Source organism: Flavobacterium chryseum (assembly GCF_004362015.1).
Lineage (GTDB): Bacteria > Bacteroidota > Bacteroidia > Flavobacteriales > Flavobacteriaceae > Flavobacterium.
On record NZ_SNWW01000008.1, the window covers coordinates 183,059 to 209,684 of the forward strand.

Sequence of the window (26,626 nt, forward strand, 5' to 3'; positions counted from 1 at the left end):
TATAAAATTCTTATTTCTTAAAAGTCTCTATCTATATCAAAAGCTTCTAAATATTCTGCAACACGTTTTACAAAACTTCCTCCCAAAGCACCATCTACGACTCTATGATCGTAAGAATGCGATAAGAACATTTTTTGACGAATTCCGATAAAATCACCTTCCGGAGTCTCGATAACTGCAGGTACTTTGCGAATTGCACCCAAAGCTAAAATTCCAACTTGAGGCTGATTGATAATTGGAGTTCCAAAAACACTTCCAAAAGTCCCTACGTTTGTAACAGTGTAAGTTCCACCTTGTGTATCGTCTGGTTTAAGTTTTCCTGTTTTTGCACGGTTTCCTAAATCGTTTACCGCTTTTGCCATTCCAACAAGATTTAACTGATCTGCATTTTTAATAACAGGAACAATTAAGTTTCCGTTTGGTAAGGCTGCAGCCATTCCTAAATTTATATTTTTCTTTTTAATGATATAATCACCATTAACAGAAATGTTCATTCCAGGAAAATCTTTTAAGGCTTTCGCAACTGCTTCCATCATAATTGGTGTAAAAGTTAGTTTTTCACCTTCTCTTTTTTCGAAAGCTGCTTTAACTTTATCTCTCCATTTTACAATATTTGTTACATCAACTTCAATAAACGACTGAACGTGAGCTGAAGTTTGCACAGAAGCGATCATATAACCTGAAATCAGTTTACGCATTCTGTCCATTTCAATAATTTCATCACCTCCGTTTACAGAAACCGGAACTGCTTGCTGGCTTTTTTGAACTGGCTGCTCTGTAACTTGCGGAGCAATTTGCTGCACAACTTCTGTCGGTTTTGGCGTTTCCTGAGCAACTTTTTGAGCTGGAGTAACTGCACCGGATTTACGATCATCAATATATTTTAAAATATCTTCTTTCGTAACTCTTCCGTCTTTTCCTGAACCGTTAAGATTATCTAATTCGGCAACAGAAATACCTTCTTCTTTTGCTATATTTTTTACTAATGGAGAAAAGAATTTATCTGATTCTGAAAAATTTTGTGGAGCGGCAACAGTTTCCTGAGCTACTTCAATCGTTTTTTCAATTTCAGCAACTTCAGCCGGAGCTGCAGCTTCTTGTGTTGCTTTAGCTACGGGCGCATCACCTTCTGTTTCAATTATTGCAATGGTTTGACCCACCTGAACTAAATCATCTTTGCCAAATAATTGTTCAACTAAAATTCCTGAAACTTCGCTTGGTACTTCGCTATCTACTTTATCAGTAGCGATTTCGAGTACAGCTTCATCAGCTTCAATTTTGTCTCCAACTTCTTTCAACCAGTTTGTAATAGTTGCTTCAGCTACACTTTCTCCCATTTTAGGAAGTTTTAATTCAAATCTTGCCATATTGTTAACCTCAAGGGTGATTTTAATTTTCAGATTGCGAAATTACTGAATATTTTAAATATAAATTACATTTAATATAATTTTTTACTCAATTTTTATAATTTGACCTCGATCATTTCTTGAATCACTTCCAATAATAAAATTTGCCTTTTTGGGTAAAATTTTAAAAGTAATGCTCTTATCTTTAAGAGTTTCTATGATTTTGATACATTTTTTGAATGAAACATATTGATTATCCAAAATTATCTCTGTTCTTTTACCCCCAAAAATCTGAGACGAATTTACTGTTTTTTCTTTTTTGAAATCGAAAATAACCACTTTATTTTTGAAAATCTGAGTCAATTTTTCGGATAATTTTTCATTTAAAGAATACAAAACATAACTTTCCGGTAATGGTTTTGCTTTCGTTTTTCCCTGAAACATTTTAACAAGAGAAAATAATATAATTCCGACTTGAATAAAAAGTTCAAAAAAGAATGATTTTTTAAAATGCTTCTGATAAAAAAACCTCATCGCTTCCTGAAAGCGCTTCATATATTTTTCATCTTTTACGGTGCTTTCACCTTTATAATGAATTACAGTGGTTTCATGAAAATAATAATTTGATTTTTGATTTTGTAAGGCCCGATATGATAAATCGATATCATCGGCATACATGAAGCAATCTTCATCAAAGCCTTTTAAATCAAGATATAAATCTCTTTGCATAAGCATAAAAGCGCCAACTAAAATAGCTACTTTTCCCGTTTCATTTTCAGATAAATGCTGGGCATAATATTGATTAAATAGATTTGATTTTGGAAAAATTTTATATAAACTAAAAAACTTAGTAAAAGCAATCCAGGGCGTTGGAATTCCACGCTTACTTTCCGGCAGAAAATTTCCTGTTCCGTCAATTAATTTGCAGCCAATGATTCCGAGATCAGTTTGTTTTTCGGCGAAAGCCAAAACTTTATTAAAAGTGTCTTCTGCAACGACTGTATCCGGATTTAAAATACAAATATATTTTCCTTGTGCTTCTGCGACTGCAATATTATTTCCTTTAGGAAAACCGTAATTTTCTTTGTTTTGAATAAGTTTAATTTTTGGAAATCTTTGCTGCATCATTAAACAGCTATCATCTGTAGAATTATTATCGATGACAATAATTTCAGCATCTAGTTCCGCAATTGCTTCCTGAACACTTAAAACGCATTGTTCGAGAAAGTAACGAACATTATAATTTAGAATAATAACCGATAACTGCATGAAAATTTGGACTGTGGATTTTGCCGAAAGTTAGAAATTTTCTGCTAATCCTAACCGTAATGACCAATCGTTTTTGCTAACACCAAAATCCATAGCTAAATTGCTCTTGTTTTATTTATTCCATTTTATGCGGATTCAAGTTCTAACAGCAGTAATCTATTTCTAAACTGATAGAATTTAATTTTGAAATTCATAAAAAACGGGTAAAAGAACAAGACCCTATAAATGTAATTGAATCTTATATTTATTACATAATCGCATCACAAATAACATTATAGTAGAAAACACTAAACTCCAGATAATTCCGGGAGTTCCTTCTCTAAAATAATCCGGAATAATTTGAATTTTAAAAGCCAAATTGAAATAATAAATAATGCCGGGTAAAATATAAATCAATAATGGATTGGCTGCCGCAGGCATGAAAAAGTCACTCCATTTTGTTTGTTTTTTAACTTCCATCAACCAATAAAGAAAATAAAACAAGACAGTACAAATTCCTGCGGAAATCATTGTCCAGGATGGAGTTCCTTTTATTTTTGAAATTCCGTAATAAGGTCTTAGCCAAAAACCTAGGGCAAAAAACAAAACCGCAAATGCAATAACTCCCCAATTGATTTTAAATGTCATTTTTCGATCAAAAAACAATAACGAAATAATTACTCCTGCAGTTACCAATGAAGCATGCGTTAAATGTCCTGCTATAAAATTAAAAGCGGATAATTGTTGGATTGCAATTCCTTCTGTTAAATTAATACAATTAGCAATAACAGACACAACCAAAAAGACAATCATTGCCCACAATTTTCCTGAAACAAGCCAATAGTAAATTACGGTAAAAAGATATGCCCAACCTATTAGGCCAAGAATTCCCCACCATTTTGGTGTCATCCCAATATCGCCGGTTTCTTCCTGAACATATAAAAAACAGAGCGCCATTAATACTAACATCCCGCCATATTGAAGTGTGTATTTTAACCAAATAGGAAAATCTTTAGGATATTTATTCCAAATTGGAATTGGCATCACATAAGCCAAAAGCCCCCAAAATGCAGGCGTAATTATCATTTTTGAAGCGTCATAACCATATTCAGCATTTACCATAAAAACTCCAATTATGATTAGTGCCAATGCTCTTTTTAAAGTATGTGTCCAAATTGTTTTTACACTATCGCCTTTAAGTAATCGCGCATTAAACGCAAATGGAATCGACATTCCGACAATAAATAAAAATGCAGGAAAAACTAAATCTACAAAAGTCATCGCATCTGCATCTGCCGGCATGTGTTTCATCCATTGTGGCACATTTTTGACACTTGCCAACTCGTTAACAAAAATCATTACAAAAATTGTAATTCCACGTAAAGCGTCTATTGAAACAATTCTTTGATTATATAAATTATCTTTAATTTTCATAAATTATTACATTTTTTTGCAATGCAAATTAAAATATAATTAATTAAATGCAAAATTATCTTCCATTTACTATCTAATATTAATTCTTGTAAATAATACACTAATCAGTAAGAAAATCTCTGCCAATTTAATTACTTTTGTCAAATGCTGTCATTTTTTAAATCAAAACCGTACTTAAAAGATCTTCTGTCTGGCGATTATACAGATATTCATTCTCACCTTTTACCAGGAATTGACGATGGTGCACGAACTATAACTGAAACTACAAAACTTGTTAAAGCGCTGAAAGAAATTGGTATTTATCAATTTATAACCACGCCACACATTAGTCATTATATCTGGAATAATTCACCACAATCCATAATTGCAAACCATTCTGAAACTAAACTTTTATTAGACGATCATAATGTAGAAGTTCCTCTAAATGCTGCCGCAGAATATTTCATGGATGACTGGTTTGAAAATCATTTTAAATCTGAAAAACTACTCACTTTAAAAGATAATTACGTTTTAGTGGAAATGTCCTATATGAATGCTCCAGTTCAATTGTACAAAATACTTTTTGATTTGCAAGTTGCAGGATATATCCCGGTTTTAGCACATCCTGAAAGATATTTGTTTTACCATAAAAACTTTAGTGAATATGAAAAACTAAAAAAAGCAGGATGTTTGTTCCAACTAAATTTATTGTCTTTAGTGGGTTATTATGGGGAGAGAATCACGAAAGTTGCCGATCAGCTTTTAAAAAATGGTATGTATGATTTTTCCGGTTCTGATGTTCATCATAATAATCATATCGCAGCATTCAGTCAAAAATTAAAAATAAAAAATATTGCTCCTTTGAAGGAAATTATAAAAAATAATCAGTTTTTTAAATTTTAAACAAAACTTTTTAAACTCAAAATAATGCATAAAAAAAAAACGGTTCAATTATCTGAACCGTTTTTTTTTTATGCATTATTTTAAATTGACTAAGAAAAAAATTTCTTGTACCAAGGCTTTTTTTCTATTGTACTACCATACCCATACCCGTACCCGTAAGCATATACACTTGACGAGTTTGTATCATTAAGAAGGATACACATATTTGGTAATTTTTTTTCTCTATGAAATGTATTTGCAATAGATATCATACGTTTTTCTAAGACATTGGCACGCATTACGTATACAAAAGTATCAGCATTTTTAGCAATTAATAAAGTATCTGTAACTAAACTAACAGGAGCTGTATCTACAATAATATAATCATAATCCTTTTTTAATGTTTCAAAAAGTTGGTCTACTTTCTTGCTCATTAACAATTCAGCAGGATTAGGCGGAACTATACCTGACGGAAGAATAAAGAAATTCTCGTAACCCGGATGTTTTATGATAAAATTTTCAACATCATTATCACTTGATGATAAATAGTTTGTTAATCCTAAAGCAGGAAGATTAATATACTCACCAAATTTTGGATTTCTAATATCCATACCAATTAATAAAACCCTTCTACCCGAAAGAGCAAATGTTGCAGCTAAATTCACAGATATAAATGTTTTACCTTCTGATGGAAAAGTTGAAGTAACAAATATAGTTTTAGCAACTCCATCGGGAACCTTATTGAGCATAAACTCAAGATTGGTTCTCACAATTCTAATCGCTTCTGCAGAACTCGTTCTACTTTCAGATTTTATTAATTCTCCAATATCTTTGGATGTAGGTATATCACCAATAAAAGGAATTTGTGTTTTTCCCTCTAAATCTAATTTACTTTTAATTTTTGTATCTAATAAATCATCAGCATAAATAATCCCAAAAGGAATTAATAATCCAAATAGCAATCCAGCTAAGTATATTACTTTTTTCTTAGGACTTACAGGAAATTTTCCACCTTTAGCAACATCAATCACACGAGCATTTGGTTCTGTAGCAGCTAATGAAATAGCGGTTTCTTCTCTTTTTTGCAATAAATACAAATATAATTCTTCTTTTACTTTCTGTTGTCTTGCAATTACCCTGAATTGACGCTCCTGAACTGGGATTTTACCAATTTTACTATTCAAAATTCCTTCCTGATTTTTGATATCACGATTTTGAATTTGTAAGTTAGACTGTAAGCGTTTTAAACTTGCAGCCATATTTAATTTTAGGGAAGAAATCTGCTGATCTAATTTTATTACGGATGGATTTTCAGTTGTTGCTGATTTCAAAATACGATTACGATCTAAAACCAACTGATTATAAGAACTGATTAATCCTCCTGCATCACCACTATCAGTAATTAGATTCGTTGGCAATAAATCTGAATTTGTGCTTTTTTTTATAAATTCTAACAAGGACGACACTACATTCAACTGAATTTCAGTTTCGACTCCTTTTTTATCATATTCATTTGAGCCTTCTATAAAAAGTTTTGCTTCTGATTCAATGTCTGTTAATCTGTTTGATTTTTTAAAACTTTCAACATCTTGTTCGACTCCGTCTAATTCTTGTGCTATTAGGGCCAGTCTGCCTGCTATAAACTTGGAAGTATTCTCAGAAATAAAATTTTTATCCTGGGCAGCATCTTCATTATAAATCTGTATCATATTATCTAAAAAGGCTTCTGCCCTTTTTTTGACCGGATCAGAAATAGAAATATTTACTACACTACTAGTCTTACTTATAGGTTCGACTTTTAACCTGTTTTTGTAACTTTCAGCAACATTTTCAACAGGATTTAATAAGATACGAATAGCCTTGTAATTATCTTCAATTACATCGGTTTTATTTATGATTAAAATACCTAAGGTAGTCGGTATTTTTTCACCGTATTTAAATGCTTTTTTAGTTGATAAAATTACATTTTTATCCTCTGATTCATTTGTCAATTCAAAGGTATCATTTTTTAAAAAAATACATTTTAAAACGGCTGTAGCATTGTTAAACAAATCTGTTTTACCAATAAAATTGACACTTATTGGTACATCTTTATAAACATCTCTATCAACTACATTACCTTCAATGACTAAAGCAATATTAAGGTTTAATTTTTTTACAGTACTTTCTACAATAGTTCTCGATCTTAATATTTCGATTTCATTATCTACATTATTTACAGATCCTCCTCCAAGTCCTAAATCTGAAAATGCGGATAATTCTGAAAGCATCCCTCCTTTTTTTTCATCTTTAACTAATATAGTAGCAGTCGCTTCATAAATTGGTGTAGTGTAGCGTAAGTATAGGAAAGCAATTATTAGACAGATGACGATACTCAATAAAAACCATCTCCAATGAATAATATATTTATTTAACTGCTCTCGAAAATTTAAATCTTCAATCTTATCAACTATATCATCATTATAAAAATCTTGTTGTTGCATTTACTATTTAATTTTTATTTAAAGATTAAAACAGAAAGTGAGATTAAAATAGAGATGGCTGATATAATAACAGAAGTATTAGGTCCTACAGCAGATGCATTCACTTTAGTTCTATTAGGTTCAATATACACTACATCATTTTGCGTAAGATAATAAAAAGGTGAACTTATAAAATCAGATTTTGTAATATCTACTCTGTTATACGATTTAACACCATCAATCTCCCTTATTATCAATATATTATCTCTTCTACCATAAATCGTTAGATCTTTTGCCATACTTAAAGCTTCGATCAGAGTGACTCTTTCTGATGTGACAGTATAAGTACCGGGAATATTGACTTCACCTTGTAGGGAAATCTTAAAATTCATGATTCGGATGTTGATAATTGGATTTTTAATGTAAACCTCAATTTTCTTTTTCAAAGTATTTAACACTTCTGTCCTGGTTAAACCTCCTAAATGTAATTTTCCTAAAACAGGAAATTCAATGTTTCCGTCTCGATCCACCAAATACGACTGAATTGTATGTTGGCCTGTTGCAAGTTGTAAATTCGAATTATTTGGTGTCGTAATAGTGCTTAAATTAAAAGGAATAGCAATTTCAGGATCTTCTGCAGAAACAATAATCATCAATAAATCATCGGGCTGAATTTTTACTTCATAAGAATTAGCATTTTGTTGTGCAGCCATAGAATCAATATTTTGATAGTATACTATCTCTTTTCTCGAAGCACAAGAAAAAAGCAAAAACAAAAATGAGAAAAGACATATTGTTTTAATAAAAATAGACAATTTATATTTCATTTGGTTTGTAATTTGACTTTAATAGAAAAGATTAAGAGATTGATTATAATTGAGTTATATTATTTTACCTAAATTAATAAGCGTTTTCTTCTCCTTTAAATATGTTAATAACAGTTTTTATTATAATTCTAATATCTAATAAAAGACTCCAATTTTCAATATACCAGATATCAAATTCTACTCTGTTTTCCATATCAATAATTTCTTTTGTTTCACCACGATAGCCATTTACCTGAGCCCAGCCCGTAATACCCGGTTTTGCATATTGCCGCACCAAATAATTATTAATCAGTTCACTATATTGTTTGGTATGATTAATCATGTGCGGTCTTGGTCCGACTACAGACATATTGCCAATGAAAACATTAAAAAACTGAGGTAATTCGTCTATACTGGTTTTGCGAATAAAGGATCCGAATTTTGTAATTCGATTATCTCCTTTTCCGGCTTGTTTAGAATCAGATAAAGAATTAACACGCATGCTTCTAAATTTCAAACATGAAAAAGCTTGATTATCACGTCCGGAACGTTGCTGCTTAAAAAAAACCGGCCCTGGAGATTCTAATTTTATAATTATTATCACAATCGGAAATAACCACGGAAATATTAATAAAATAACCGCTAGAGAAAAGCAAAAATCAAATACGTGTTTTATTATTCTATTTACCGTGTACTCTAATGGTTCTCGTCGAAACATTAGAACCGGAGTATTATCATAAAATGAAATTTCGACTTTGCTTGATTTTGTATAAAGTTGAAAATCAGGAATGAATTTTATTCGCACCATATTGTGCTCACATATTCGTATTAATTTATTAATGACTGAAATATTTTCAATGTGCAGGGCTATATACATCTCATCGACTTTCCTTTTCACAATGAAACCTTCAAGATCATCAAAATCACCTACAACAGGGCCCGAAATAAAGGCAAACGGATCTACTTTTTCATCAAAAAATCCTAAAAATCGGTATCCGTAAGTAAGATCTTTTGCTAACATTTTACGTATTCTTTCTCCAGTATCATTTGCTCCAACAACAATAAAGCTTTTAAAATTATATCCTTTTGCTCTAATATATTTTAAAAGTTTTATCGATAAATAGCGCGAAATCATTAGCAACAAGAAGAAAAAGGAATAAAAATATAGTAGACAAATTCTTGAAATATCTGTATAATTTAAGAAAACAACAAAAACTGTAATCAAAGCAGAATGTACAATGCATTTTTTTATTGTTCGTTTTAATATCGACTCTATAGGTTCTATTCGTATAATTTTAAAAGAATTATTATACAAAAGCAAAATGATCCAAATTAAATTAGTTAAAAGAGAAATTGTCTGTACTTGCGTTAAAAAAAGTCTATCCAAATTGTCATACCCAATTAATGCAGACAATACAATAGCTATATTTAATAAAACAATATCCCATAGTATGAAAAAAAGTTTGAAATACCTCGAAAAATGGTATTTGGATAATTTATTTAATGTTTTCATTTGTAAAAAATCTTATAATTTTTCATATTATTTTAAATACTGAACGAATGCTAAAATTTTTTTCTGAAAAACAGCTTTTAAAGCTGAAATTTTATGGTATCTGTAGATTCTGTAATCTTCAGACAGTACTTGAAATACTCTTTTATAATTAGTGCTCAAGCCTCCCATTCTCATCTTTACTACATATTCATTTAAATAGATAATATTTATTTTGTGTTTGAATAAATAGCGTAGTAAAAATTCGGTATCTGAAGCTATTTTGAAATCTAAATTGTAATAACCATATTTTTCAACAATGGCTTTCTTCATATAAACAGTAGGATGTAATGGTAACCAACCTGATTTCAGCTTTTCGAAATCATATTGCCCTCCAATTCTGTTTCGAACTATTTTTTCTTTAGCATCATTTGTAACATAAATACCATTTCCATAGACAGCATCGGCAGATGATGTGTTTTTAAAAGCATTTACAATTTTAGTAACCACTGTCGAATCATAAAATACATCATCAGAATGCATTAACCCAACTATATCTCCTGTCGCTAATTGTAGTCCTTTATTAATTGCATCATACATACCTTTATCTGGTTCAGAAATGTGTTGAGTAATTTTATCCGAATAGGATTCGATAATATCCTTGGTACCATCTGATGAATTACCATCTATAACAATATATTCTATATCATCATAATCTTGACTCAAAACGCTTTCGATTGATTGTGCCATGGTTGCTTTTCGATTATAGCAAACCGTAATTAGGGAAACTTTCATAAATATTTTATTATCTGAAAAAAAACAACTTAGTTATTCTTTTTTTGTTTGAGGAGTTCTTCACTTTTTAGAACAATGAAGTATTCGTAAATTGATTGTAAAGTAGCATAGGTAAAACCAGCACTTCCGTCTAAAAATGCTCTTCTTATAATTACCATATAAAACCATTTAATTAAAGGTCGGCCAGGTAACTTGTAAAAAATTCCTTTTTGATGATACCGTTTCTCGGCAAAATTGGAACTAAAGAGGGCTTTCTTTAGAGAAAAAGAAACGCCGCTATCTAAATCTTTTACCCTTGTCAAGGCTTCCATGTCAGCATAACTTAAATGCCGCTGAATCCAAAATTTAAAACCTTTGCTAAAAGGATAATGATCTAAAAAACCTTCAATTTTGCCTGTTGGACCATCAGGTATTGAAACAGGATTGACTAATCTTTCATAATGCATTTTATCCGGACGAAATAATCGTAAATAAAAAGGAGACATTTGTGAATATTTGAGCCATTTTCCGTTCCATGCAAAATCTCTTCTCTGAAGTTCATAAGCCACCATTGAGGATTTATTATCTAATTGTAGCGTATTTATAGCATTTACTAAAGACTCTGAAACTCTTTCATCTGCATCAATATAAAGTACCCAAGGATATTTGAATTTTATATTTTCTAAACCCCAATTTTGATGTGCTGACCAATTATCGAATACACGCTGCGTTATGTTAGCACCCGATTTTTTAGCAATTTCTAATGTGCTGTCCTCACTAAAAGAGTCGAAAACATGAACGTCATCACTCCATGCTACTGATGCTAAGCAACCTGGCAAATCTTGCTCTTCATTTTTAGTAAGTATTAATATTGAAATCATAATTTTCTGTAAGTGTTTAATTTTGCAGGGGAAAAATCAATCTTTTATTATTCTATTTTTAATAAACTTAGCAGGATTTCCGCCAACCATTGTCCACGGTGACACATCTTTTATTACGACAGCTCTGGCACCTACAATTGCTCCTTCTCCAATTACAGTATCAGTCATTATAAATGCTTCAGCTGCAATCCATGCAAAGTCTTCAATAACTATTTGACCTGAAATAAAAGGAAGGTTTATTGAACTTGTGTCGTGGGTAGCACTGCAGAGATATGTTCTTTGCGAAACAGTAACTTTGTTTCCCACAATTGTTTTACCAAAATGTAACTTTACCTGAGGTCCTAATGTGGAATGAACTCCCATGCTTAAATTTCTAGGAGATGGAATATAAACAGAAGCATAAACATTGCAATATTGTCCAATTTTAGCCCCAAAAATTTTTAATAAAAAAATACGCCAACTGTTAAAAAAAGGCAACGAAAATGGCTTGAACAAAAATAATGACGTTAATCTCCAAGCTAATCTATATATCTTATCTGATTTTGGAATCGTATCAATATATTTTGGGATTTGATATTTCATTAATTACACTGATATTAAAATTAATTAACAATCACTGGTTTATTTCGTACGTTTTTTAATAATTCCCCATCTAACATATTTAAATGCGTTGATTCATCATCAAAAGAATCAAAACGTCTTCGTAAAAACTTGGCAGGTATTCCTGCAACAATAGTAAATGAATCTACATCTTTTGTCACGATCGAACCCGCTGCGATGATACTTCCATCCCCAATTTTTACGCCTGCCATTACAATGCTATTTGCTCCAATCCAAACATCTCTACCAATTGACGTTTTTTTTAAATTTGGTCTGCCTGAAAATGTTGAGGGTATACCAGGTATATTATAGTTATGATCTGCTCCTATTATTTGAACATTTTGTGCCAGCATAGTATACCTTCCTATTGAAACACCAGGATATATCAAACAGTTATTTCCAACGTAGGAATACTCACCCGCTTCAAAATCTTTGCTTATTTTACATTTTCCACCTATGTTAAATGTTTTATGTACGTTTTTTAAACCATATATATACTTAATAAAAAGCCTTTTAAAAAACCTGTATACAAAAGCTAAGTGGTTATTTTGCTTTAATTGAAAAATAATATCCATTTACATTTGTTTATCGCTGCACAATACTGATTCAAAAATTTTTAATTGGTAGTCCGGATTATAATAATCATCAATAATTTTATAACAGTCGTCTATAAGAGACTGATTCTTAATGGGTTTTTCTAACAACCAATTTCCAATAACATTTGCCAAATCCTCTAAACTATTATACTTGTACAAATCTCCATTAACTCCCTTATTAATAGCTTCTATTTCCGGCATTTGAATATTTAGATTATCATGAGAAATGACCGGAGTACCATATGCCAGACTATGAATAGCTGTTAATCCAATTTCTCCAGGTGTAACACAAAGATCAGCGTACATTAATGCTTGACTATTTATTTCTTCATCATAAATGGCTCCTAAAAAAGAAACATTTTTTCTTAAATCATTTTGGCCAACTAGCTTTTCGAGTCTTTGCCTTTCTTCACCATCCCCTATTATAAGAGTATTAAAACAGTTTTTATTATGTTTTATTTTGAGATAATTCTGAGCTTCAATTATCATATCAAGACGTTTAATAGAATTCAATCTTCCTATAAAAACAACTACCGGAGTATCCTTATCGTTAAAATATTTAACCCTATAATTACAAATATCTATTTCGCTGATAACTTTTCTAAATTGAAGGCTTTTTTCATAATCTAAAGAATTATAGATTATATGAATATTGTCTTTTGGCTTAACTTTATACTTATTTAATACATTGTATGCTCGTCTTCCGTATAAAAAAAAACCATTAGCTATTTTATAAAAAACAAATAATTTGAGGTAATCAATAAAGGTAATTTTATCCTTATATACTCCATGCATCCAATAAAACACTCTCTTTCTCCTTAATCTTGCCACAACAGCAGCGAACCATGTAGAAATATGATATGGCGATCCTAAAAAAATAACAGAATCATAATCACTCTTGCGCATTAAGGTGATTAATCCGGATTGCCAAAGTAATTTATTTTTTAAAAACCATCTGTTTTTTAAATAAACCCAACGTAATCCTCCCTCATCTATTTTTTTTAAGGAAACATCAGTATCTATTTTTTTTATTTCAATTTCACTTTCTGTTCCTGAATACAAGGAAAATTCAATTTTCTTTGATTGCATAAGTTTAGTAAATACAGGTTGTCTGTATGATGCCAGATAGTGATAAACAATTGTTGTCTTATGCATTTATATTTATAGGTTTTCTAATAATTATACTTTCTAAGCCAGTTTTTGTTGGGATAACAAAAGCCTTTTTTCTTAAACTCAGTGTAAAGGCTAAAAAAACCACAGGAATGTGCTTCATATAGATATATGGATTACCTGAACTAATAGATGCCATGATATTGTATACACAAAGCAGGAAAGCAAAAAGTACAAGACTATTATTTATTTTGAAGTAGCTTTTGATTGGAAAAATCAATATTGATATTACATACATAACGAAACCAAATATGCCCATATCCAGATAAGATTGTAAAAGAGGGTTATCAATCCATCGGGTCATATAACCTGCTCCTACGATATAATTAAAAGCGTCAAAATTATTATCTATATAATTGTAAGCCCATTCTCTGTTTCTATATCTTGCAATCGCGGAACCTGAAGTGTCTCTAATATCTGTGTTTCCAAATATATTAAGTACTCCACTGTAAAATTCATATGTAAATTTATCAATGGTTTTTTGCAAAATTTCAATATTAGTATAAGCAATAATAAACCCAACAATAATTAAGAGCAGAATCTTAAAATATTTAAGAACTAAAGCTTTATTTAGAGAACTAGTTCGATATAAATATAATATTGCTATTAGTATAGCTATAAATACAGGTGTTCTTTTAGTAGACATAAATAGAACATATATATCTAATGCAAATACAACAAATAATAAAATCTTAACCAATCTATTTTTGGAACGTAGACATAAAACACTCGTATAATTAATTATAGCACCATTTGCAATCGTAAAGGCTTCAAGTGCATAATCTTGTTGGTCTTGTCTTAATTGCCAGGCTTCTTCTCCGGTTACAAGACCTTTCCAAATAAAATAAGCCCCAAGAAAGGTGCACAATGATGAAATGCAAAAAGTAAATAATATAATTTTGTCGTATGAAACATTATTTTTATTACTGGCTAAGGCAAAAGCTAGTAAAATAACATAAATATTAAAGCTTAAATATTGAAAAGTTAACTTATCAGAAGATAGACCATAAAAAAGCATTAATAACTGAAAAGCAATTAGAATGGTAAACCATTTATTATACGATGGTAACTTTCCTAAAAATAAATTCTTATATGATACTATTAAAATTACCGATAAAAACATAAATATCGGGGACCACTTAATAAAAGGAAACAAATAATTGAAATACATACCTAACGGCACTCCAATAAGAGACAGCGCAATGCCTAGATAAGTAAAATTTTCTTTTTTTGTCATTTAAAAATCCAATTCGATAATGGGGAAGAAGAAAAAGTCAACAGTATTTTAAGGAGCCAATTTGGTAGATGACATCTGATGATTGAATAAACTCTAATCTTTCAATTCTTCTGTTAATTTCTATTAGTATCGGCTTATTTATAAGAACTCATAATGTTTATAACTGATCTATCTTTTGACCATCGTACATGTTTTTCAATCTTGAATAAATATTATTTGTAGAAAAATTAAAAAACATATGCTTATAAACATTCTCATCATTATTTTGCTTAAGAAGTTTTACTATCTTTTTGCCAATATCATCTATACTATATGGGTTTAAGATTTCTACTGTTTTAATATTAGGATAATATTCTACAGGCCCCTTAAGGTTAGTTATTGCAATATTACATCCGTAAACAGCAGCGTCCATGGCAACTATACCCACTCCTTCATTTAAACTAGGAAGTGCAAAGACTTTTGCCTTTGAGTATATTTCTTTTAATTCTTCATTAGAGAGAAATCCTAAAACCTTTATATTTGTTGCATCACCTATTGCTTGTTGAATTTTTAAGAATTCATTATCAGTACCTTTATTACCTGCAAGTACAAGTTCAAATCCATATTTTTTTGCAGCTTCAACTAACCTAATTACATTCTTTCTTTCCTGATAAAGAGAACTTAAATGAAAACAAAAATTTTCTTTTCTTTCTAAAACTTCATTAATATTTTCTGGCGCTTCTACACTGTAAGAAAGTGGTATGGTGAAAATTTTTTCAGAATTAATCCCAAAAGACTCTTTGTAAAATTTTGCTTCATGTTCACTTCTTGCGCACACTCCTTTTACTAATTGAAGCGCTTTGCGCAGTGCATAATTATTACTGTATAATCTTAATTTCTCAAAACCATTAAATGTTGCCCATTTATAAAGAAAATATGGCTTAGTAGAATCTATAATGGGTGATATAAATATGTTGGGGTTTTTAGATGATAATGCCTTAATAAAAGTATGTATTGCAGTGTCGTAACCATAAATATGAATTGCATCAAACGATTTCCAATCATAATGTTCCCATACGTTTATTAAAATACATTCATCACCAAGTTCGTTTAAAATGTTATGAGTTGATAATGCCTGGCTCCTTACGCCATTAGATCTACCGGATAATACACCAAACTGGTACAAAATAAAGGCAATTTTTCTTTTCGCCATATTCAAAAAATATTTTTTTTGAGTAATAGATCTACAATCTGATCCGCGCCATAAATAGTCATATGGTCATCATCAAACATATATGGTACTTTATTTACGGCATCATAATGCTTAATTGTATTGTTTAAAAAAATATCAATATAGTTTTCTGATGGAATTTGTTTTTTTAAATCATTATTTAATACTACTGATTCCTGATTTACATAACTCTTTCCAAGTTTTTTTTCTAAATTAAATGCAACAACTCTCGGATAGTCAATATTATATTCTTCTCCCTGGCCAATGACGAAAACTTTTTTAATGCCCATTTTTTTCAACCTCTTAACTGTAGCATCAACATCATTAGCTAGTTCCTGATTAGACACATATCTTCCAGAATTAGGATAATTCATCCAATTACATGATAGCAAGATCACATCAATATTGCTTTTATGGTCTACAATAAATTTATTAAATATACTTTTGAATTGTGCAGATGCTCTTTTCTCTCCGTGTGCATTGAGCAATGGGAAATTCCCAACAACTGTATGTTCCATAAAGTGAAATTTTGTACTATCTAACTTTTTTCTAAAAGAAAGCGAAAATTGACCAGCATGACTATCACCCAACAATAAAATATTTTTCTTTTTTATGTTTATACACAAGCATTTTTTATAATTTATTTCACTAACATTATGGCATACACCAGAATTGAATTGTTTTCTCCTGGTTTCATCATAATGCTCTTTGTATTCTGAAAGTAGTACTGCATCCTTAGAAAACAAGTTTTTATTTGGAGTTAAGAAAACTCCAATCAAAGAAATAAGGATGACAAATGAAGAACCTATAATCATCTTTTTTAAAGAAATAAGTTTAGATCTTTTTTCAATAAGTTCATATGATAATCCAGCTAACAGTAAAGAAATACCCATTAACAATGCTGTCACCTCAACACCTTCATAATCAAAGTATTTTGCTATAACATATACTGGCCAATGCCATAAATACCAAGAGTAAGAAATGTTTCCTATATACTGTATAGTTGGATTTTTATAAAAATTATACTCTTTATTTAAGGCTATCACAAAAAAAGAAGCAATAACGGGTAGTAGGGTTAAAGCTGAAGGCCATGCATAAGTTTCATTAAAACAAACAATACTAATTCCTATAACAATGATACTGATAGTAATTAAGACATTTTTAAAAAAATCTGATATTTTATTTTCAAAAAAATCTTTGTACAGGAATGCTATCCCTCCAAACATCATTTCCCAAGCCCTGTGAGTAAAAGAAAAAAAGCTGATTTTGCTGTAGGACGATGGGAAAAAATTATTAAACACAATTACTAAAAGAAAAGATAACAAAGTAATAGACAAAAATATAACATTAAACTTCCTTTTTCTTCTAAGATAATATTCTTTAAATAGCGATAAAAAAACTGGGTAGATTATATAAAATTGCCATTCAACAGATAGTGACCAAGTGTGTAATAATATATTAGATTGTGAAGATGCATCAAAATAATCTGAATTAAATAAGTAATAATAATTTGATAAAAATAAACCTGAAAAAAATGTATATATTGAAACTCGTTTTAAATCTACAGGAAAGTAAAGAAAAAAGGTTATTGCTAAAACACAAATCATCATAACTGTAAGTGCAGGAACTATTCTTTCAAAACGCCTTACATAAAATTCTTTAATAGAGAAAAAATCTCTGTCAAAGCCTTTTAAAATTATACTAGTCATAAGAAAACCGCTTATAACAAAAAAAATATCAACCCCAATAAAGCCACCCTGAAAAAACGGTATTTTATAATGAAAAAAAACCACTATAAAGACTGCTAATGCTCTTAGGAATCCAATATCATATCTAAATTTCATTTATTTATTTTATTTAGTAATCTACTTATAAATCGATGATCAATTTAACTTCTTATTTCTTTAAAACTAATTAGTGAATTTTTGTAATACACTGAATGGAGCTACAGCAATAAGTTTGTCCTGAATAGTTTTTAAATCTCCATTAATATTAGCTACTGCAAAATTTCTTCTAACATTATCTATTTCTCTATCTACATCAAATGAGTCACTTTCTTTCAAAGGAAATGGTTCATATTCATTAATACCAACAGAAGAAAAATAATCTAAGAATTTAATGTTTTCACCATGCCATTTTATTTTAGGATATTCATACCACAAAGCTGGAATTTTATATGCATGCGCCACAATAACACCATGAAGAGATGAAGAAATAATAGTTTCACAGCTTGCAAAATCATCAATTATAGATTCAACATCGCCTATTAAGTTTATAACTTTTATACCAAATTTATTTTCAAAATCAGCAAAATGGTCAAATTGAGTATGGTGAGGCACCAATCCTAATTTATATTTTTTCGTCAAAGTAACCTGATATACTAGGGGTAAAAGTAAAGCTGGATCACCAAAAACTTCCGGATAATCATATCCTAATTCTTTTAATCTATCTTGAGTATACTTACCTCTTACTGCCAAAAATGTTCCATTATCAATTTTTGCATTTGAAAATAAAATACCACTTCCCCAAACTATTCTTTTTCCACTACCCCAACCAATTATACTCCCAACAGATATAATATATTTTCCATTTAAGAATAGTGTTTTTAAAACAGATTTAAAAATATCTATACTGTGATATTTATAAATAACTGCTTTAATATAGGCCAGAATTAATTTAATTGAACTTCTTGGTATTGGTATTTGATAAATTTCTTTGCCTGAAAGCTTACGTATAATATAAGGTCCTAATTCATCTCCAAAATTTCCGAATTTCCCTTTTTTATTAAACCAATATAAATAAATTTTACTCATTCTTTATTTCAATATTTTTTCAAAAAATTATGACACACAACTTTAATTTTTTCTTTAAACTACTGGTATTCCAAATTTTATTTTCTTAAAAAAAGTTTCTTTAAAGGTGCCCCAAAAAGATCTTTCTCAAATTTATTCATACTAAATATCCAGAAAAGTGGTATATAAAAAACACTAAATAGCACTATCCCTAAAGATAAATCCAGAATTGTTTTAATAATGAAAAGTGTAGATAAATAATATACAAATCCTCCTAAAACAAAGGGAACGACAGACATTTTAGCAATCTCTTTCCAAAAGAAAGGGATGTCAATTTTTTGTTTTTTATAATAATAAATGTTCATTATTAATATTTGTCCTAAAAACAAACCTGATGAAATACCTATTGCTACACCTATTCCTCCATATTTTTTCGCTAGCAAAAATTGAACTGCGAGACTACAAAGTGCAATCCCTATATAGAGTAAAGACCTGAATTTCATCTGATTTCGGGCTTGTAAAATGGTAATCCCAACTGTTTGTATTAAAGGAATGGTTAAGGGAATAAAAAAGAATAATGCTATTATGTAAGCCTCAATATAGCTTTTACCAGCCCATAAAATAACAAATTGTTGTCCAAAGACAATAAACCCAACCAAAACAAATGAAATAATAATAAATTGAATTCTGCCAGTCTTTATAAACAAATCTGAAATGACTTTTTCAGACTGTCCTTCAGTAATCATTTTAGTTATTTTTGGTAAAAATACATTTGCAATAGAAGCTGAAAGACTCATATACATATTTTGTAAAGAAATAGCTATTGAAAAGATAGCAATTGCGGCTGTGCCGACATACATACCCAATATAAATTGTCCCGTACCCCAATAAATACGGTCCATTATCATACTTAAAAAGATATAAAATGAATATAATGCAACCTCTTTTAAGAAATCCCAATCAACTTTGTGGAAGTATATCTTTATTTTTATTTTATATCTACAATAAAAATAATTAACCAATAATGTCACTAAATTGAAAATAGTCGTAACAATTACGATACCTATTGCCTTGTAACCAAGCTTTAACAATACTACCATAACAATTGTATTGAGTATTATTCTAACAATCTGTATAACTCTTTGAAAAATAAAATCTTCATAAGCAGTAATAATAGCGCCAAAAATACTTAATGGAAATGTAAATGCTATATTAAAAACCATCAAAAGCATCATAATTTTAGCCTTACCTAATTCATCAATTGTCATTGTTTTACCGAACATAGAATCTACATTATAATACAAACACAATCCTGCAATGAAAGCAATTACTCCAATAATGGAATATAAAATTATAAACATTCCAAACATAGAAAATTGCTCAGTTAATTTACCCTGAGCTCTAAATTTAGAAGTATACCTGATAATAGCATTTCCAAATCCAAAATCTAATATTGTTAAATAGGCTATAACGGACGCTACTAAAGAATATAAACCATATTCACTCTGGCCCATCATACGAAGCATAAATGGAGTATATGCAAGTCCTACTACATTATTTAGGATAAGTACAACATATGATAATAATGCACCAACCTTTAATTGATTTACTGCCATAAATAAAAACCGAGCATTAACATAAATCTTAAATAAAACACTTTTTCGGTAATTATACTACTCAAAATAGTTTAACGTTCTGTAGCCACCATCTTTTAAATACTGGTCTTTTTGCATTAATTTTAAATCGCTTTGCATCATATCCTGAATCAAGGATTGTAAATCATATTTACATTGCCATCCTAATTTTGTTTTTGCCTTAGTTGGGTCGCCAATCAATAAGTCAACTTCTGTTGGTCTGAAATATTTAGGATCAATAGCAAGAACTTCTTTACCAATTTCTATTTGAAATTCCGGATTGTTGCACGCTTTTACATAACCTTTTTCATTAGCGCCTTCGCCTTTAAATTCAAGCTCAATTCCTGCTTCGGCAAAACTCATACGCACAAAATCTCTTACTGCTGTAGTTTTTCCCGTTGCAATTACCCAGTCTTCTGGTTCATCGGCCTGTAAAATCATCCACATCATACGAACATAATCCTTAGCATGTCCCCAATCACGTTTGGCATCTAAATTTCCCAAATACAATTTATCTTGTAAACCCAATGCAATTCTGGCAGCTGCTCTTGTAATTTTTCGAGTTACAAAAGTTTCTCCACGAATTGGCGATTCGTGATTAAATAAAATACCATTACAGGCATACATTCCGTAAGCTTCTCTATAATTTACTGTAATCCAAAAAGCATACATTTTTGCTACGGCGTAAGGCGAACGCGGGTAAAAAGGTGTTGTTTCAGATTGAGGTATTTCCTGAACTTTTCCATATAATTCAGATGTTGAAGCCTGATAAATACGAACTTTTTTTTCCAATCCTAATAAACGAACAGCATCTAAAATACGTAGTGTTCCTAATCCGTCTGCATTCCCAGTATACTCAGGTGTTTCAAAAGAAACTCCCACATGGCTCATCGCTGCTAAATTGTAAATTTCATCTGGTTGAATTTCTTTAATCAAACGAATTAAATTCGTGCTATCTGTCATATCGCCATAATGCAAATAAAAATTACGGTGATCTACATGTGGATCTTGATATAAATGATCAATTCTTTCTGTATTAAATAGTGACGAACGTCTTTTTAAACCATGAACTTTATATCCTTTCTTTAGTAAAAATTCACTTAAATAGGCGCCGTCTTGTCCTGTTACTCCGGTAATAAATGCTACTTTCATATTTTTTTATATCAAGGATTCTAAAAAATCTATTATAATTTTACTTGCTTAAAGTTTTCTATATTTTCTAGAAACCAATTATATGTTTGTTGAATTCCATCTTGTAAATTAACCTGATGTTTCCATCCTAACTCATGCATTTTAGAAACATCCATTAATTTTCTCGGTGTTCCATCCGGTTTGGTTGCATCCCAAACGATTTCTCCCTGATGACCGATAATTTTCTGAATAGTTTCTGCTAATTCCTTAATTGTCAAATCTTCACCAGTTCCAACATTGTATAAATAATCCGGTAATTTATTTTCTAAAGCAAAAACTACTGCTTTTGCCATATCATCTACAAATAAAAATTCACGCATTGGCAAACCACTTCCCCAAAGAGTTACAGGAGCATGATTATTCTCTTTTGCTTCATGAAATTTTCGGATCATTGCAGGCAAAACATGAGAGGTATTTAAATCAAAGTTATCGTATGTTCCGTAGAGATTGGTCGGCATAAGACTTACATAATCTTTTCCGAATTGGTTTCTAATTGCCTGGCATGTTTTCACACCGGTAATTTTAGCAATTGCATACCATTCATTTGTAGGCTCAAGAGTATCTGTGAGTAAATATTCTTCTTTTAAAGGTTGTGGAGCTAATTTTGGATAAATGCAGGAACTCCCCAGAAAAATAAATTTATCTACTTGGTTTTGCAAGGCAGAATCGATTAAATTATTCTGAATTTGCATATTTTCCATAATAAATTGATATGGGAAATTATTGTTCGCTAAAATTCCGCCAACGCGTGCAGCCGCGTCTATAATAACCTCAGGATTTTCTTTAACGATAAAATCTCTTACAGCTTGCTGGTTTCTAAGATCTAATTCTTTACTAGATACTCCAATTAAATTACTAAATCCTTTTTCGGTTAATACTCTCCAAATGGCGCTGCCCACCATTCCATTATGACCCGCAATATAAATTTTCGTATTTTTATCCATCTTCGATTTTAAGGTTATTTGGCTATCGACATTTCTCTAAATGCAACTTCTTTACGTAAGCCGCTGCTTGAAAAACGATGATCGCGTACATTGTAAAATAATTCAATTCCTTTTTCTTCGCAATAAGTACGTCCGGTAAAATCCTTTTCTTTATACTCATCACCTAAAACACGAACATCAATTTTAAAAGATCTTAAAATATCATTTAAATCTTGTTCTGTTGCATAAGGAACTATTTCATCTACAAATTTACAGCCTTTAAGTTGAATATATCTTTCGACAACTGTTTGGGTCGGACTATTTTTTTCGGGACGGTCTAATGTTGGATCTGTCTGTAAACCGACAATTAGATAATCACATTGCTGTTTTGCCTCTTCTAACATTTTAATGTGACCGGCATGCAATAAATCGAAAGCGCTAAAGGTGATTCCTATTTTCATAATCTTACATTTTATTATTAAACAATTTAAATAAAAACCCTATGCACAGCTTCGCTGTTCTAACTCACATCATTTGAGTCAGAAATTGCAATAAAGAGATCAGTAAATTGAAAAACATTGATTAAATCTTAGGCAATTTACTAAAAATCAAACAAATACATATCATTTTCTACGAAGATACGCTTTATTTTTTTGCAAAAGTAATATTTAAAATTAGTTCAAATCAAGCTAAAATGAAGGAAATGTCTTATTTTGATAGAATAAAAACGTAATCCTTTTATTTCCGTTAATTTTTTATATGAAAAATATCATATTGAGAAAATATGCCCAATTCTTACAAAATAAAAAAAAATAAAAAAAAAGTTTACTTTTATAACTATTACGAACTAAGCATCAAATAATGAAAGAAATTATATTATTTTTCTTTATAATAATTACCTCAACTTACGCTCAGTTAAAGGGCTGCAACGATTCTTTATCTAAGAATTATAATGCAACCGCAACATTAAATGACGGAAGTTGTATTTATGAGTCTTTTAAAATAAAACCTGACTATTCTATTATACTGAGTGATTCTATTAAAGAAACTTCCGGATTAATATCTTTTGATGGTTTATTTTGGACCCACAATGATGATCATGATAAAACTATTTATGGATTGGATTCTTTAGGGAAAATCAGGAAAAAAATCATTTTGGAGAATGTAATAAATCACGATTGGGAGGAAATCTCACAAGACAGTTCCTATTTATACATTGGCGATTTTGGAAATAATTTCTCAGGAAGCAGGGCTAATTTGCAAATTTTAAAAATCGAGAAAAAAATCATTCGTAAAAGGAAATCCAATTATAGATACTATTTCTTTTACTTATTCTGATCAGGCAGATTTTAATTTAAAAAAACAAAACACGACTAATTTTGATTGTGAAGCTTTTATCGTTTCAAGAGACAGCATTTATTTGTTTACCAAACAATGGAAATCTTCTAAAACAAGTATTTATACATTATCTAAACAATCTGGAATTCATATTGCTAAACTTAAAGATACTCTTAATGTAAAGGGACTCGTAACCGGCGCTACTTATCTTGAAGAAAAAAAGCTTATTGCTCTTTGTGGTTATTCTAAAACGGGAAAGCCTTTTATATATCTTTTATATGATTTTAAAAATTATGACTTTCTATCGGGAAATAAAAGAAAAATTGATCTTCAGCTTTCTTTTCATCAAATAGAAGGAATAGCTACAAAAGATGGCTTGCATTATTATTTATCGAATGAATCTTTAATTCGAAAACCTGTATTGAATGTTCCGCAGCAAATTCATTATTTTGATTTAAGTCCTGTCTTGAATTCTTATCTCCATAAATAATTCGCAAATCGGAAGATAATAGTTTACTTTTGCAAAAAGTTATGTTTTAAAACATTCATAACTTATAATTTATAACTTTATAATTTACAAAGTGAATTACTTATCTGTAGAAAATATATCGAAGTCATTTGGTGAGAAAACATTGTTTGACAACATATCATTCGGAATCAATAAAGACCAAAAAATTGCTTTTATTGCCAAAAATGGTTCTGGTAAAACAACCATTATGAGCATTATTAATGGTTTAGACGAGCCTGATACGGGACAAGTAGTTTTAAGAAAAGGTATTAAAATGGCCTTTCTTTCTCAAAACAACAATTTGCAGGAAGAATTGACTATTGAGGAAAGTATTTTTGCTTCAGATAATGAAACTTTAAAAGTTATTGAAAAATACGAAAAGGCACTAGAAAATCCAGACGATGAAGAAGCGTACCAAAAAGCTTTTGATGGAATGGACCAGCATAATGCATGGGATTTTGAAACGCAATACAAGCAAATTCTATTTAAATTAAAACTGGAAGATTTTAAACTTAAAGTAAAAAACCTTTCGGGAGGACAAAAAAAACGCCTTTCATTGGCAATTATATTGATCAATCGTCCTGATTTATTGATTTTGGATGAGCCAACCAACCACTTAGATCTTGAAATGATCGAATGGTTAGAAAGTTATTTTGCAAAAGAAAATATTACATTGTTTATGGTAACGCACGACCGTTTCTTTTTAGAGCGTGTTTGCAATGAAATTATCGAATTAGACAACGGAAAATTATATCAGTACAAAGGAAATTACTCTTATTATTTAGAGAAAAAAGAGGAAAGAATTACTTCTGAAAATGCCAGCGTTGACAAGGCTAAAAACTTATTTGTAAAAGAATTAGAATGGATGCGTCGCCAGCCAAAAGCGAGAACCACAAAATCGAAATCGCGTCAGGATGATTTTTATGTAATTAAAGAAAAAGCACAAAGCCGTCGTCGTGAAAATAAAGTCGAGCTTGAAATTAACATGGAACGTATGGGAAGCAAGATTATCGAGCTTCACAAAATTTCCAAAAAATTTAAAGATCACGTTATTCTGGACAATTTTAGTTTCGATTTTCAACGTGGAGAACGTATTGGAATTATTGGTAAAAACGGAACTGGAAAATCTACATTTTTAAATCTTCTTACCGGTACGCTTCCGCTTGATAGTGGTCGCGTTGTAAAAGGTGAAACTATAAAAATTGGTTATTACACGCAATCGGGAATTAATCCGAAACCCAATCAACGTGTTATTGATATTATTAAAGAATACGGAGAATTTATTCCGCTTGCAAAAGGCAGAATGATTTCGGCTTCACAATTATTGGAGCGTTTTCTTTTTGATGCCAAAAAACAGTATGATTTTGTAGAAAAACTAAGCGGTGGCGAATTGAAACGTTTGTATTTATGTACGGTTTTAATTCAGAATCCAAACTTTTTAATTCTGGATGAGCCAACAAACGATTTAGATATTGTAACGTTAAACGTTTTAGAAAGCTTTCTTTTAGATTATCCCGGATGTTTATTGGTAGTTTCTCACGACCGTTATTTTATGGATAAAATTGTCGATCATTTATTTATCTTTAGAGGAAATGGTGAAATTGAAAATTTTCCTGGAAACTATTCTGATTTCAGAGCGTATGAAGATAGTGCTGATGTTGCTCAAAAGGAAGAAAACAAAGCTGAAAAGAAAGATTGGAAACAAAATAATCCAACTGGAAACCTAACTTTCAATGAGCAAAAAGAATATCAAAAACTGGAACGAGAAATTAAAGATTTAGAAATAGATAAAACTAAAATCGAACAATTATTCTCTGAAGGAAAAGTACCGGATGCTGATATCGAGAAAAAAGCAAATGAATTGCAAAATATCATTAACAAAATAGATCAAAAAGAAGAACGTTGGTTTGAGCTTTCAGCAAAGATTGAAGGATAATATTTTTTCTTATTTAAAATCAAATCCCAATATTGAGTGTATAGCTTAATATTGGGATTTTTTTATTTTGCATAATAATCAATAAAAGTGTCAGAAATTTTACAGAATGTTAAAATCAGTATGTAAGAATTTGGAATAATTATATAAATATAACTAAAGTGGTTTGACGAGCTTTGTATTAGTGGAAACG

Annotated in this window: 23 protein-coding genes; 4 read left to right on the forward strand and 19 right to left on the reverse strand. The window is 30.2% G+C overall.

All coding sequences use genetic code 11. The features are described from left to right. Positions 1-17 precede the first annotated feature (17 nt). The 3 genes from EV143_RS16145 to EV143_RS16155 form a co-directional block, all read right to left on the reverse strand. Complete coding sequence (locus EV143_RS16145; protein ID WP_133508969.1) at positions 18-1,367, reverse strand: dihydrolipoamide acetyltransferase family protein; 1,350 nt, start codon at positions 1,365-1,367, stop codon at positions 18-20. Positions 1,368-1,451: 84 nt separating this feature from the next. After that, positions 1,452-2,615 carry a glycosyltransferase family 2 protein gene (locus EV143_RS16150; RefSeq protein WP_133508970.1) on the reverse strand — a complete coding sequence of 388 codons (1,164 nt, stop codon included), beginning with the start codon at positions 2,613-2,615 and terminating at the stop codon, positions 1,452-1,454. Positions 2,616-2,834: 219 nt separating this feature from the next. Then, positions 2,835-4,028, reverse strand: a complete 1,194-nt coding sequence (locus tag EV143_RS16155) for a DUF5009 domain-containing protein (RefSeq protein WP_133508971.1) — start codon at positions 4,026-4,028, stop codon at positions 2,835-2,837. A 144-nt stretch (positions 4,029-4,172) separates the two neighbouring features. Here EV143_RS16155 and EV143_RS16160 point away from each other — a divergent pair, with 144 nt between their 5' ends. Next, on the forward strand, positions 4,173-4,910 hold the full coding sequence (locus tag EV143_RS16160; protein WP_133508972.1) for a tyrosine-protein phosphatase: 738 nt from the start codon (positions 4,173-4,175) through the stop codon (positions 4,908-4,910). An 89-nt stretch (positions 4,911-4,999) separates the two neighbouring features. Here EV143_RS16160 and EV143_RS16165 read toward each other — a convergent pair whose 3' ends face one another. The 16 genes from EV143_RS16165 to EV143_RS16240 all read right to left on the reverse strand — a co-directional run bounded on the left by EV143_RS16165 (position 5,000) and on the right by EV143_RS16240 (position 23,115). After that, positions 5,000-7,372 carry a GumC family protein gene (locus EV143_RS16165; protein ID WP_133508973.1) on the reverse strand — a complete coding sequence of 791 codons (2,373 nt, stop codon included), beginning with the start codon at positions 7,370-7,372 and terminating at the stop codon, positions 5,000-5,002. A 14-nt stretch (positions 7,373-7,386) separates the two neighbouring features. Then, on the reverse strand, positions 7,387-8,178 hold the full coding sequence (locus tag EV143_RS16170; protein WP_133508974.1) for a polysaccharide biosynthesis/export family protein: 792 nt from the start codon (positions 8,176-8,178) through the stop codon (positions 7,387-7,389). 73 nt (positions 8,179-8,251) lie between these two features. Next, on the reverse strand, positions 8,252-9,670 hold the full coding sequence (locus EV143_RS16175; protein ID WP_133508975.1) for an undecaprenyl-phosphate glucose phosphotransferase: 1,419 nt from the start codon (positions 9,668-9,670) through the stop codon (positions 8,252-8,254). Between the two features lie 27 nt (positions 9,671-9,697). After that, a complete protein-coding gene (locus tag EV143_RS16180; protein WP_133508976.1) occupies positions 9,698-10,441 on the reverse strand; it encodes a glycosyltransferase family 2 protein in 744 nt (247 codons plus the stop codon). A 29-nt stretch (positions 10,442-10,470) separates the two neighbouring features. Continuing rightward, a complete protein-coding gene (locus EV143_RS16185; RefSeq protein ID WP_133508977.1) occupies positions 10,471-11,301 on the reverse strand; it encodes a glycosyltransferase family 2 protein in 831 nt (276 codons plus the stop codon). 36 nt (positions 11,302-11,337) lie between these two features. Continuing rightward, positions 11,338-11,883 (reverse strand): acyltransferase, encoded by a 546-nt coding sequence (locus EV143_RS16190; RefSeq protein WP_133508978.1) that lies wholly within the window; start codon positions 11,881-11,883, stop codon positions 11,338-11,340. A 20-nt stretch (positions 11,884-11,903) separates the two neighbouring features. Then, entirely contained in the window at positions 11,904-12,476 is a 573-nt protein-coding gene (locus EV143_RS21520; RefSeq protein ID WP_166638170.1) for a CatB-related O-acetyltransferase, read from the reverse strand. Beyond that, the gene (locus EV143_RS16200) at positions 12,477-13,586 is read right to left on the reverse strand and encodes a glycosyltransferase family 4 protein (protein WP_166638171.1); all 1,110 of its coding nucleotides are present in this window, start codon (positions 13,584-13,586) and stop codon (positions 12,477-12,479) included. It abuts the gene before it with no gap. A gap of 58 nt (positions 13,587-13,644) precedes the next feature. Further along, the gene (locus EV143_RS16205; protein ID WP_133508980.1) at positions 13,645-14,904 is read right to left on the reverse strand and encodes a hypothetical protein; all 1,260 of its coding nucleotides are present in this window, start codon (positions 14,902-14,904) and stop codon (positions 13,645-13,647) included. A 157-nt stretch (positions 14,905-15,061) separates the two neighbouring features. Then, complete coding sequence (locus tag EV143_RS16210; RefSeq protein WP_133508981.1) at positions 15,062-16,096, reverse strand: glycosyltransferase family 4 protein; 1,035 nt, start codon at positions 16,094-16,096, stop codon at positions 15,062-15,064. Positions 16,097-16,098: 2 nt separating this feature from the next. Next, entirely contained in the window at positions 16,099-17,958 is a 1,860-nt protein-coding gene (locus tag EV143_RS16215) for an acyltransferase family protein (protein WP_133508982.1), read from the reverse strand. A gap of 66 nt (positions 17,959-18,024) precedes the next feature. Further along, positions 18,025-18,927 carry a polysaccharide pyruvyl transferase family protein gene (locus EV143_RS16220; protein ID WP_133508983.1) on the reverse strand — a complete coding sequence of 301 codons (903 nt, stop codon included), beginning with the start codon at positions 18,925-18,927 and terminating at the stop codon, positions 18,025-18,027. A 77-nt stretch (positions 18,928-19,004) separates the two neighbouring features. Continuing rightward, the gene (locus EV143_RS16225) at positions 19,005-20,522 is read right to left on the reverse strand and encodes an oligosaccharide flippase family protein (protein ID WP_133508984.1); all 1,518 of its coding nucleotides are present in this window, start codon (positions 20,520-20,522) and stop codon (positions 19,005-19,007) included. Positions 20,523-20,579: 57 nt separating this feature from the next. After that, positions 20,580-21,692 carry a GDP-mannose 4,6-dehydratase gene (gene gmd, locus EV143_RS16230; protein ID WP_133508985.1) on the reverse strand — a complete coding sequence of 371 codons (1,113 nt, stop codon included), beginning with the start codon at positions 21,690-21,692 and terminating at the stop codon, positions 20,580-20,582. A gap of 32 nt (positions 21,693-21,724) precedes the next feature. Continuing rightward, the gene (locus EV143_RS16235) at positions 21,725-22,675 is read right to left on the reverse strand and encodes a GDP-L-fucose synthase family protein (protein WP_133508986.1); all 951 of its coding nucleotides are present in this window, start codon (positions 22,673-22,675) and stop codon (positions 21,725-21,727) included. 14 nt (positions 22,676-22,689) lie between these two features. Next, positions 22,690-23,115: an adenylyltransferase/cytidyltransferase family protein gene (locus EV143_RS16240; RefSeq protein ID WP_133508987.1), complete on the reverse strand. Its 426-nt coding sequence runs from the start codon at positions 23,113-23,115 to the stop codon at positions 22,690-22,692. Positions 23,116-23,515: 400 nt separating this feature from the next. Here EV143_RS16240 and EV143_RS21835 point away from each other — a divergent pair, with 400 nt between their 5' ends. From EV143_RS21835 to EV143_RS16250, 3 genes are all read left to right on the forward strand, one after another. Beyond that, positions 23,516-23,992, forward strand: a complete 477-nt coding sequence (locus tag EV143_RS21835; protein WP_243739889.1) for a hypothetical protein — start codon at positions 23,516-23,518, stop codon at positions 23,990-23,992. An 82-nt stretch (positions 23,993-24,074) separates the two neighbouring features. After that, positions 24,075-24,482 (forward strand): hypothetical protein, encoded by a 408-nt coding sequence (locus tag EV143_RS21840; RefSeq protein ID WP_243739890.1) that lies wholly within the window; start codon positions 24,075-24,077, stop codon positions 24,480-24,482. A 91-nt stretch (positions 24,483-24,573) separates the two neighbouring features. Further along, on the forward strand, positions 24,574-26,436 hold the full coding sequence (locus EV143_RS16250; protein ID WP_133508988.1) for an ABC-F family ATP-binding cassette domain-containing protein: 1,863 nt from the start codon (positions 24,574-24,576) through the stop codon (positions 26,434-26,436). Positions 26,437-26,626 lie beyond the last annotated feature (190 nt).

Excerpts from the sequence above, each read along its gene's own strand:
- EV143_RS16145 (WP_133508969.1), bottom strand. The coding sequence starts at position 1,367 with ATGGCAAGATTTGAATTAAAACTTCCTAAAATGGGAGAAAGTGTAGCT.
- EV143_RS16150 (WP_133508970.1), bottom strand. The coding sequence starts at position 2,615 with ATGCAGTTATCGGTTATTATTCTAAATTATAATGTTCGTTACTTTCTC.
- EV143_RS16155 (WP_133508971.1), bottom strand. The coding sequence starts at position 4,028 with ATGAAAATTAAAGATAATTTATATAATCAAAGAATTGTTTCAATAGAC.
- EV143_RS16160 (WP_133508972.1), top strand. The coding sequence starts at position 4,173 with ATGCTGTCATTTTTTAAATCAAAACCGTACTTAAAAGATCTTCTGTCT.
- EV143_RS16165 (WP_133508973.1), bottom strand. The coding sequence starts at position 7,372 with ATGCAACAACAAGATTTTTATAATGATGATATAGTTGATAAGATTGAA.
- EV143_RS16170 (WP_133508974.1), bottom strand. The coding sequence starts at position 8,178 with ATGAAATATAAATTGTCTATTTTTATTAAAACAATATGTCTTTTCTCA.
- EV143_RS16175 (WP_133508975.1), bottom strand. The coding sequence starts at position 9,670 with ATGAAAACATTAAATAAATTATCCAAATACCATTTTTCGAGGTATTTC.
- EV143_RS16180 (WP_133508976.1), bottom strand. The coding sequence starts at position 10,441 with ATGAAAGTTTCCCTAATTACGGTTTGCTATAATCGAAAAGCAACCATG.
- EV143_RS16185 (WP_133508977.1), bottom strand. The coding sequence starts at position 11,301 with ATGATTTCAATATTAATACTTACTAAAAATGAAGAGCAAGATTTGCCA.
- EV143_RS16190 (WP_133508978.1), bottom strand. The coding sequence starts at position 11,883 with ATGAAATATCAAATCCCAAAATATATTGATACGATTCCAAAATCAGAT.
- EV143_RS21520 (WP_166638170.1), bottom strand. The coding sequence starts at position 12,476 with ATGGATATTATTTTTCAATTAAAGCAAAATAACCACTTAGCTTTTGTA.
- EV143_RS16200 (WP_166638171.1), bottom strand. The coding sequence starts at position 13,586 with ATGCAATCAAAGAAAATTGAATTTTCCTTGTATTCAGGAACAGAAAGT.
- EV143_RS16205 (WP_133508980.1), bottom strand. The coding sequence starts at position 14,904 with ATGACAAAAAAAGAAAATTTTACTTATCTAGGCATTGCGCTGTCTCTT.
- EV143_RS16210 (WP_133508981.1), bottom strand. The coding sequence starts at position 16,096 with ATGGCGAAAAGAAAAATTGCCTTTATTTTGTACCAGTTTGGTGTATTA.
- EV143_RS16215 (WP_133508982.1), bottom strand. The coding sequence starts at position 17,958 with ATGAAATTTAGATATGATATTGGATTCCTAAGAGCATTAGCAGTCTTT.
- EV143_RS16220 (WP_133508983.1), bottom strand. The coding sequence starts at position 18,927 with ATGAGTAAAATTTATTTATATTGGTTTAATAAAAAAGGGAAATTCGGA.
- EV143_RS16225 (WP_133508984.1), bottom strand. The coding sequence starts at position 20,522 with ATGGCAGTAAATCAATTAAAGGTTGGTGCATTATTATCATATGTTGTA.
- gmd (WP_133508985.1), bottom strand. The coding sequence starts at position 21,692 with ATGAAAGTAGCATTTATTACCGGAGTAACAGGACAAGACGGCGCCTAT.
- EV143_RS16235 (WP_133508986.1), bottom strand. The coding sequence starts at position 22,675 with ATGGATAAAAATACGAAAATTTATATTGCGGGTCATAATGGAATGGTG.
- EV143_RS16240 (WP_133508987.1), bottom strand. The coding sequence starts at position 23,115 with ATGAAAATAGGAATCACCTTTAGCGCTTTCGATTTATTGCATGCCGGT.
- EV143_RS21835 (WP_243739889.1), top strand. The coding sequence starts at position 23,516 with ATGAAAGAAATTATATTATTTTTCTTTATAATAATTACCTCAACTTAC.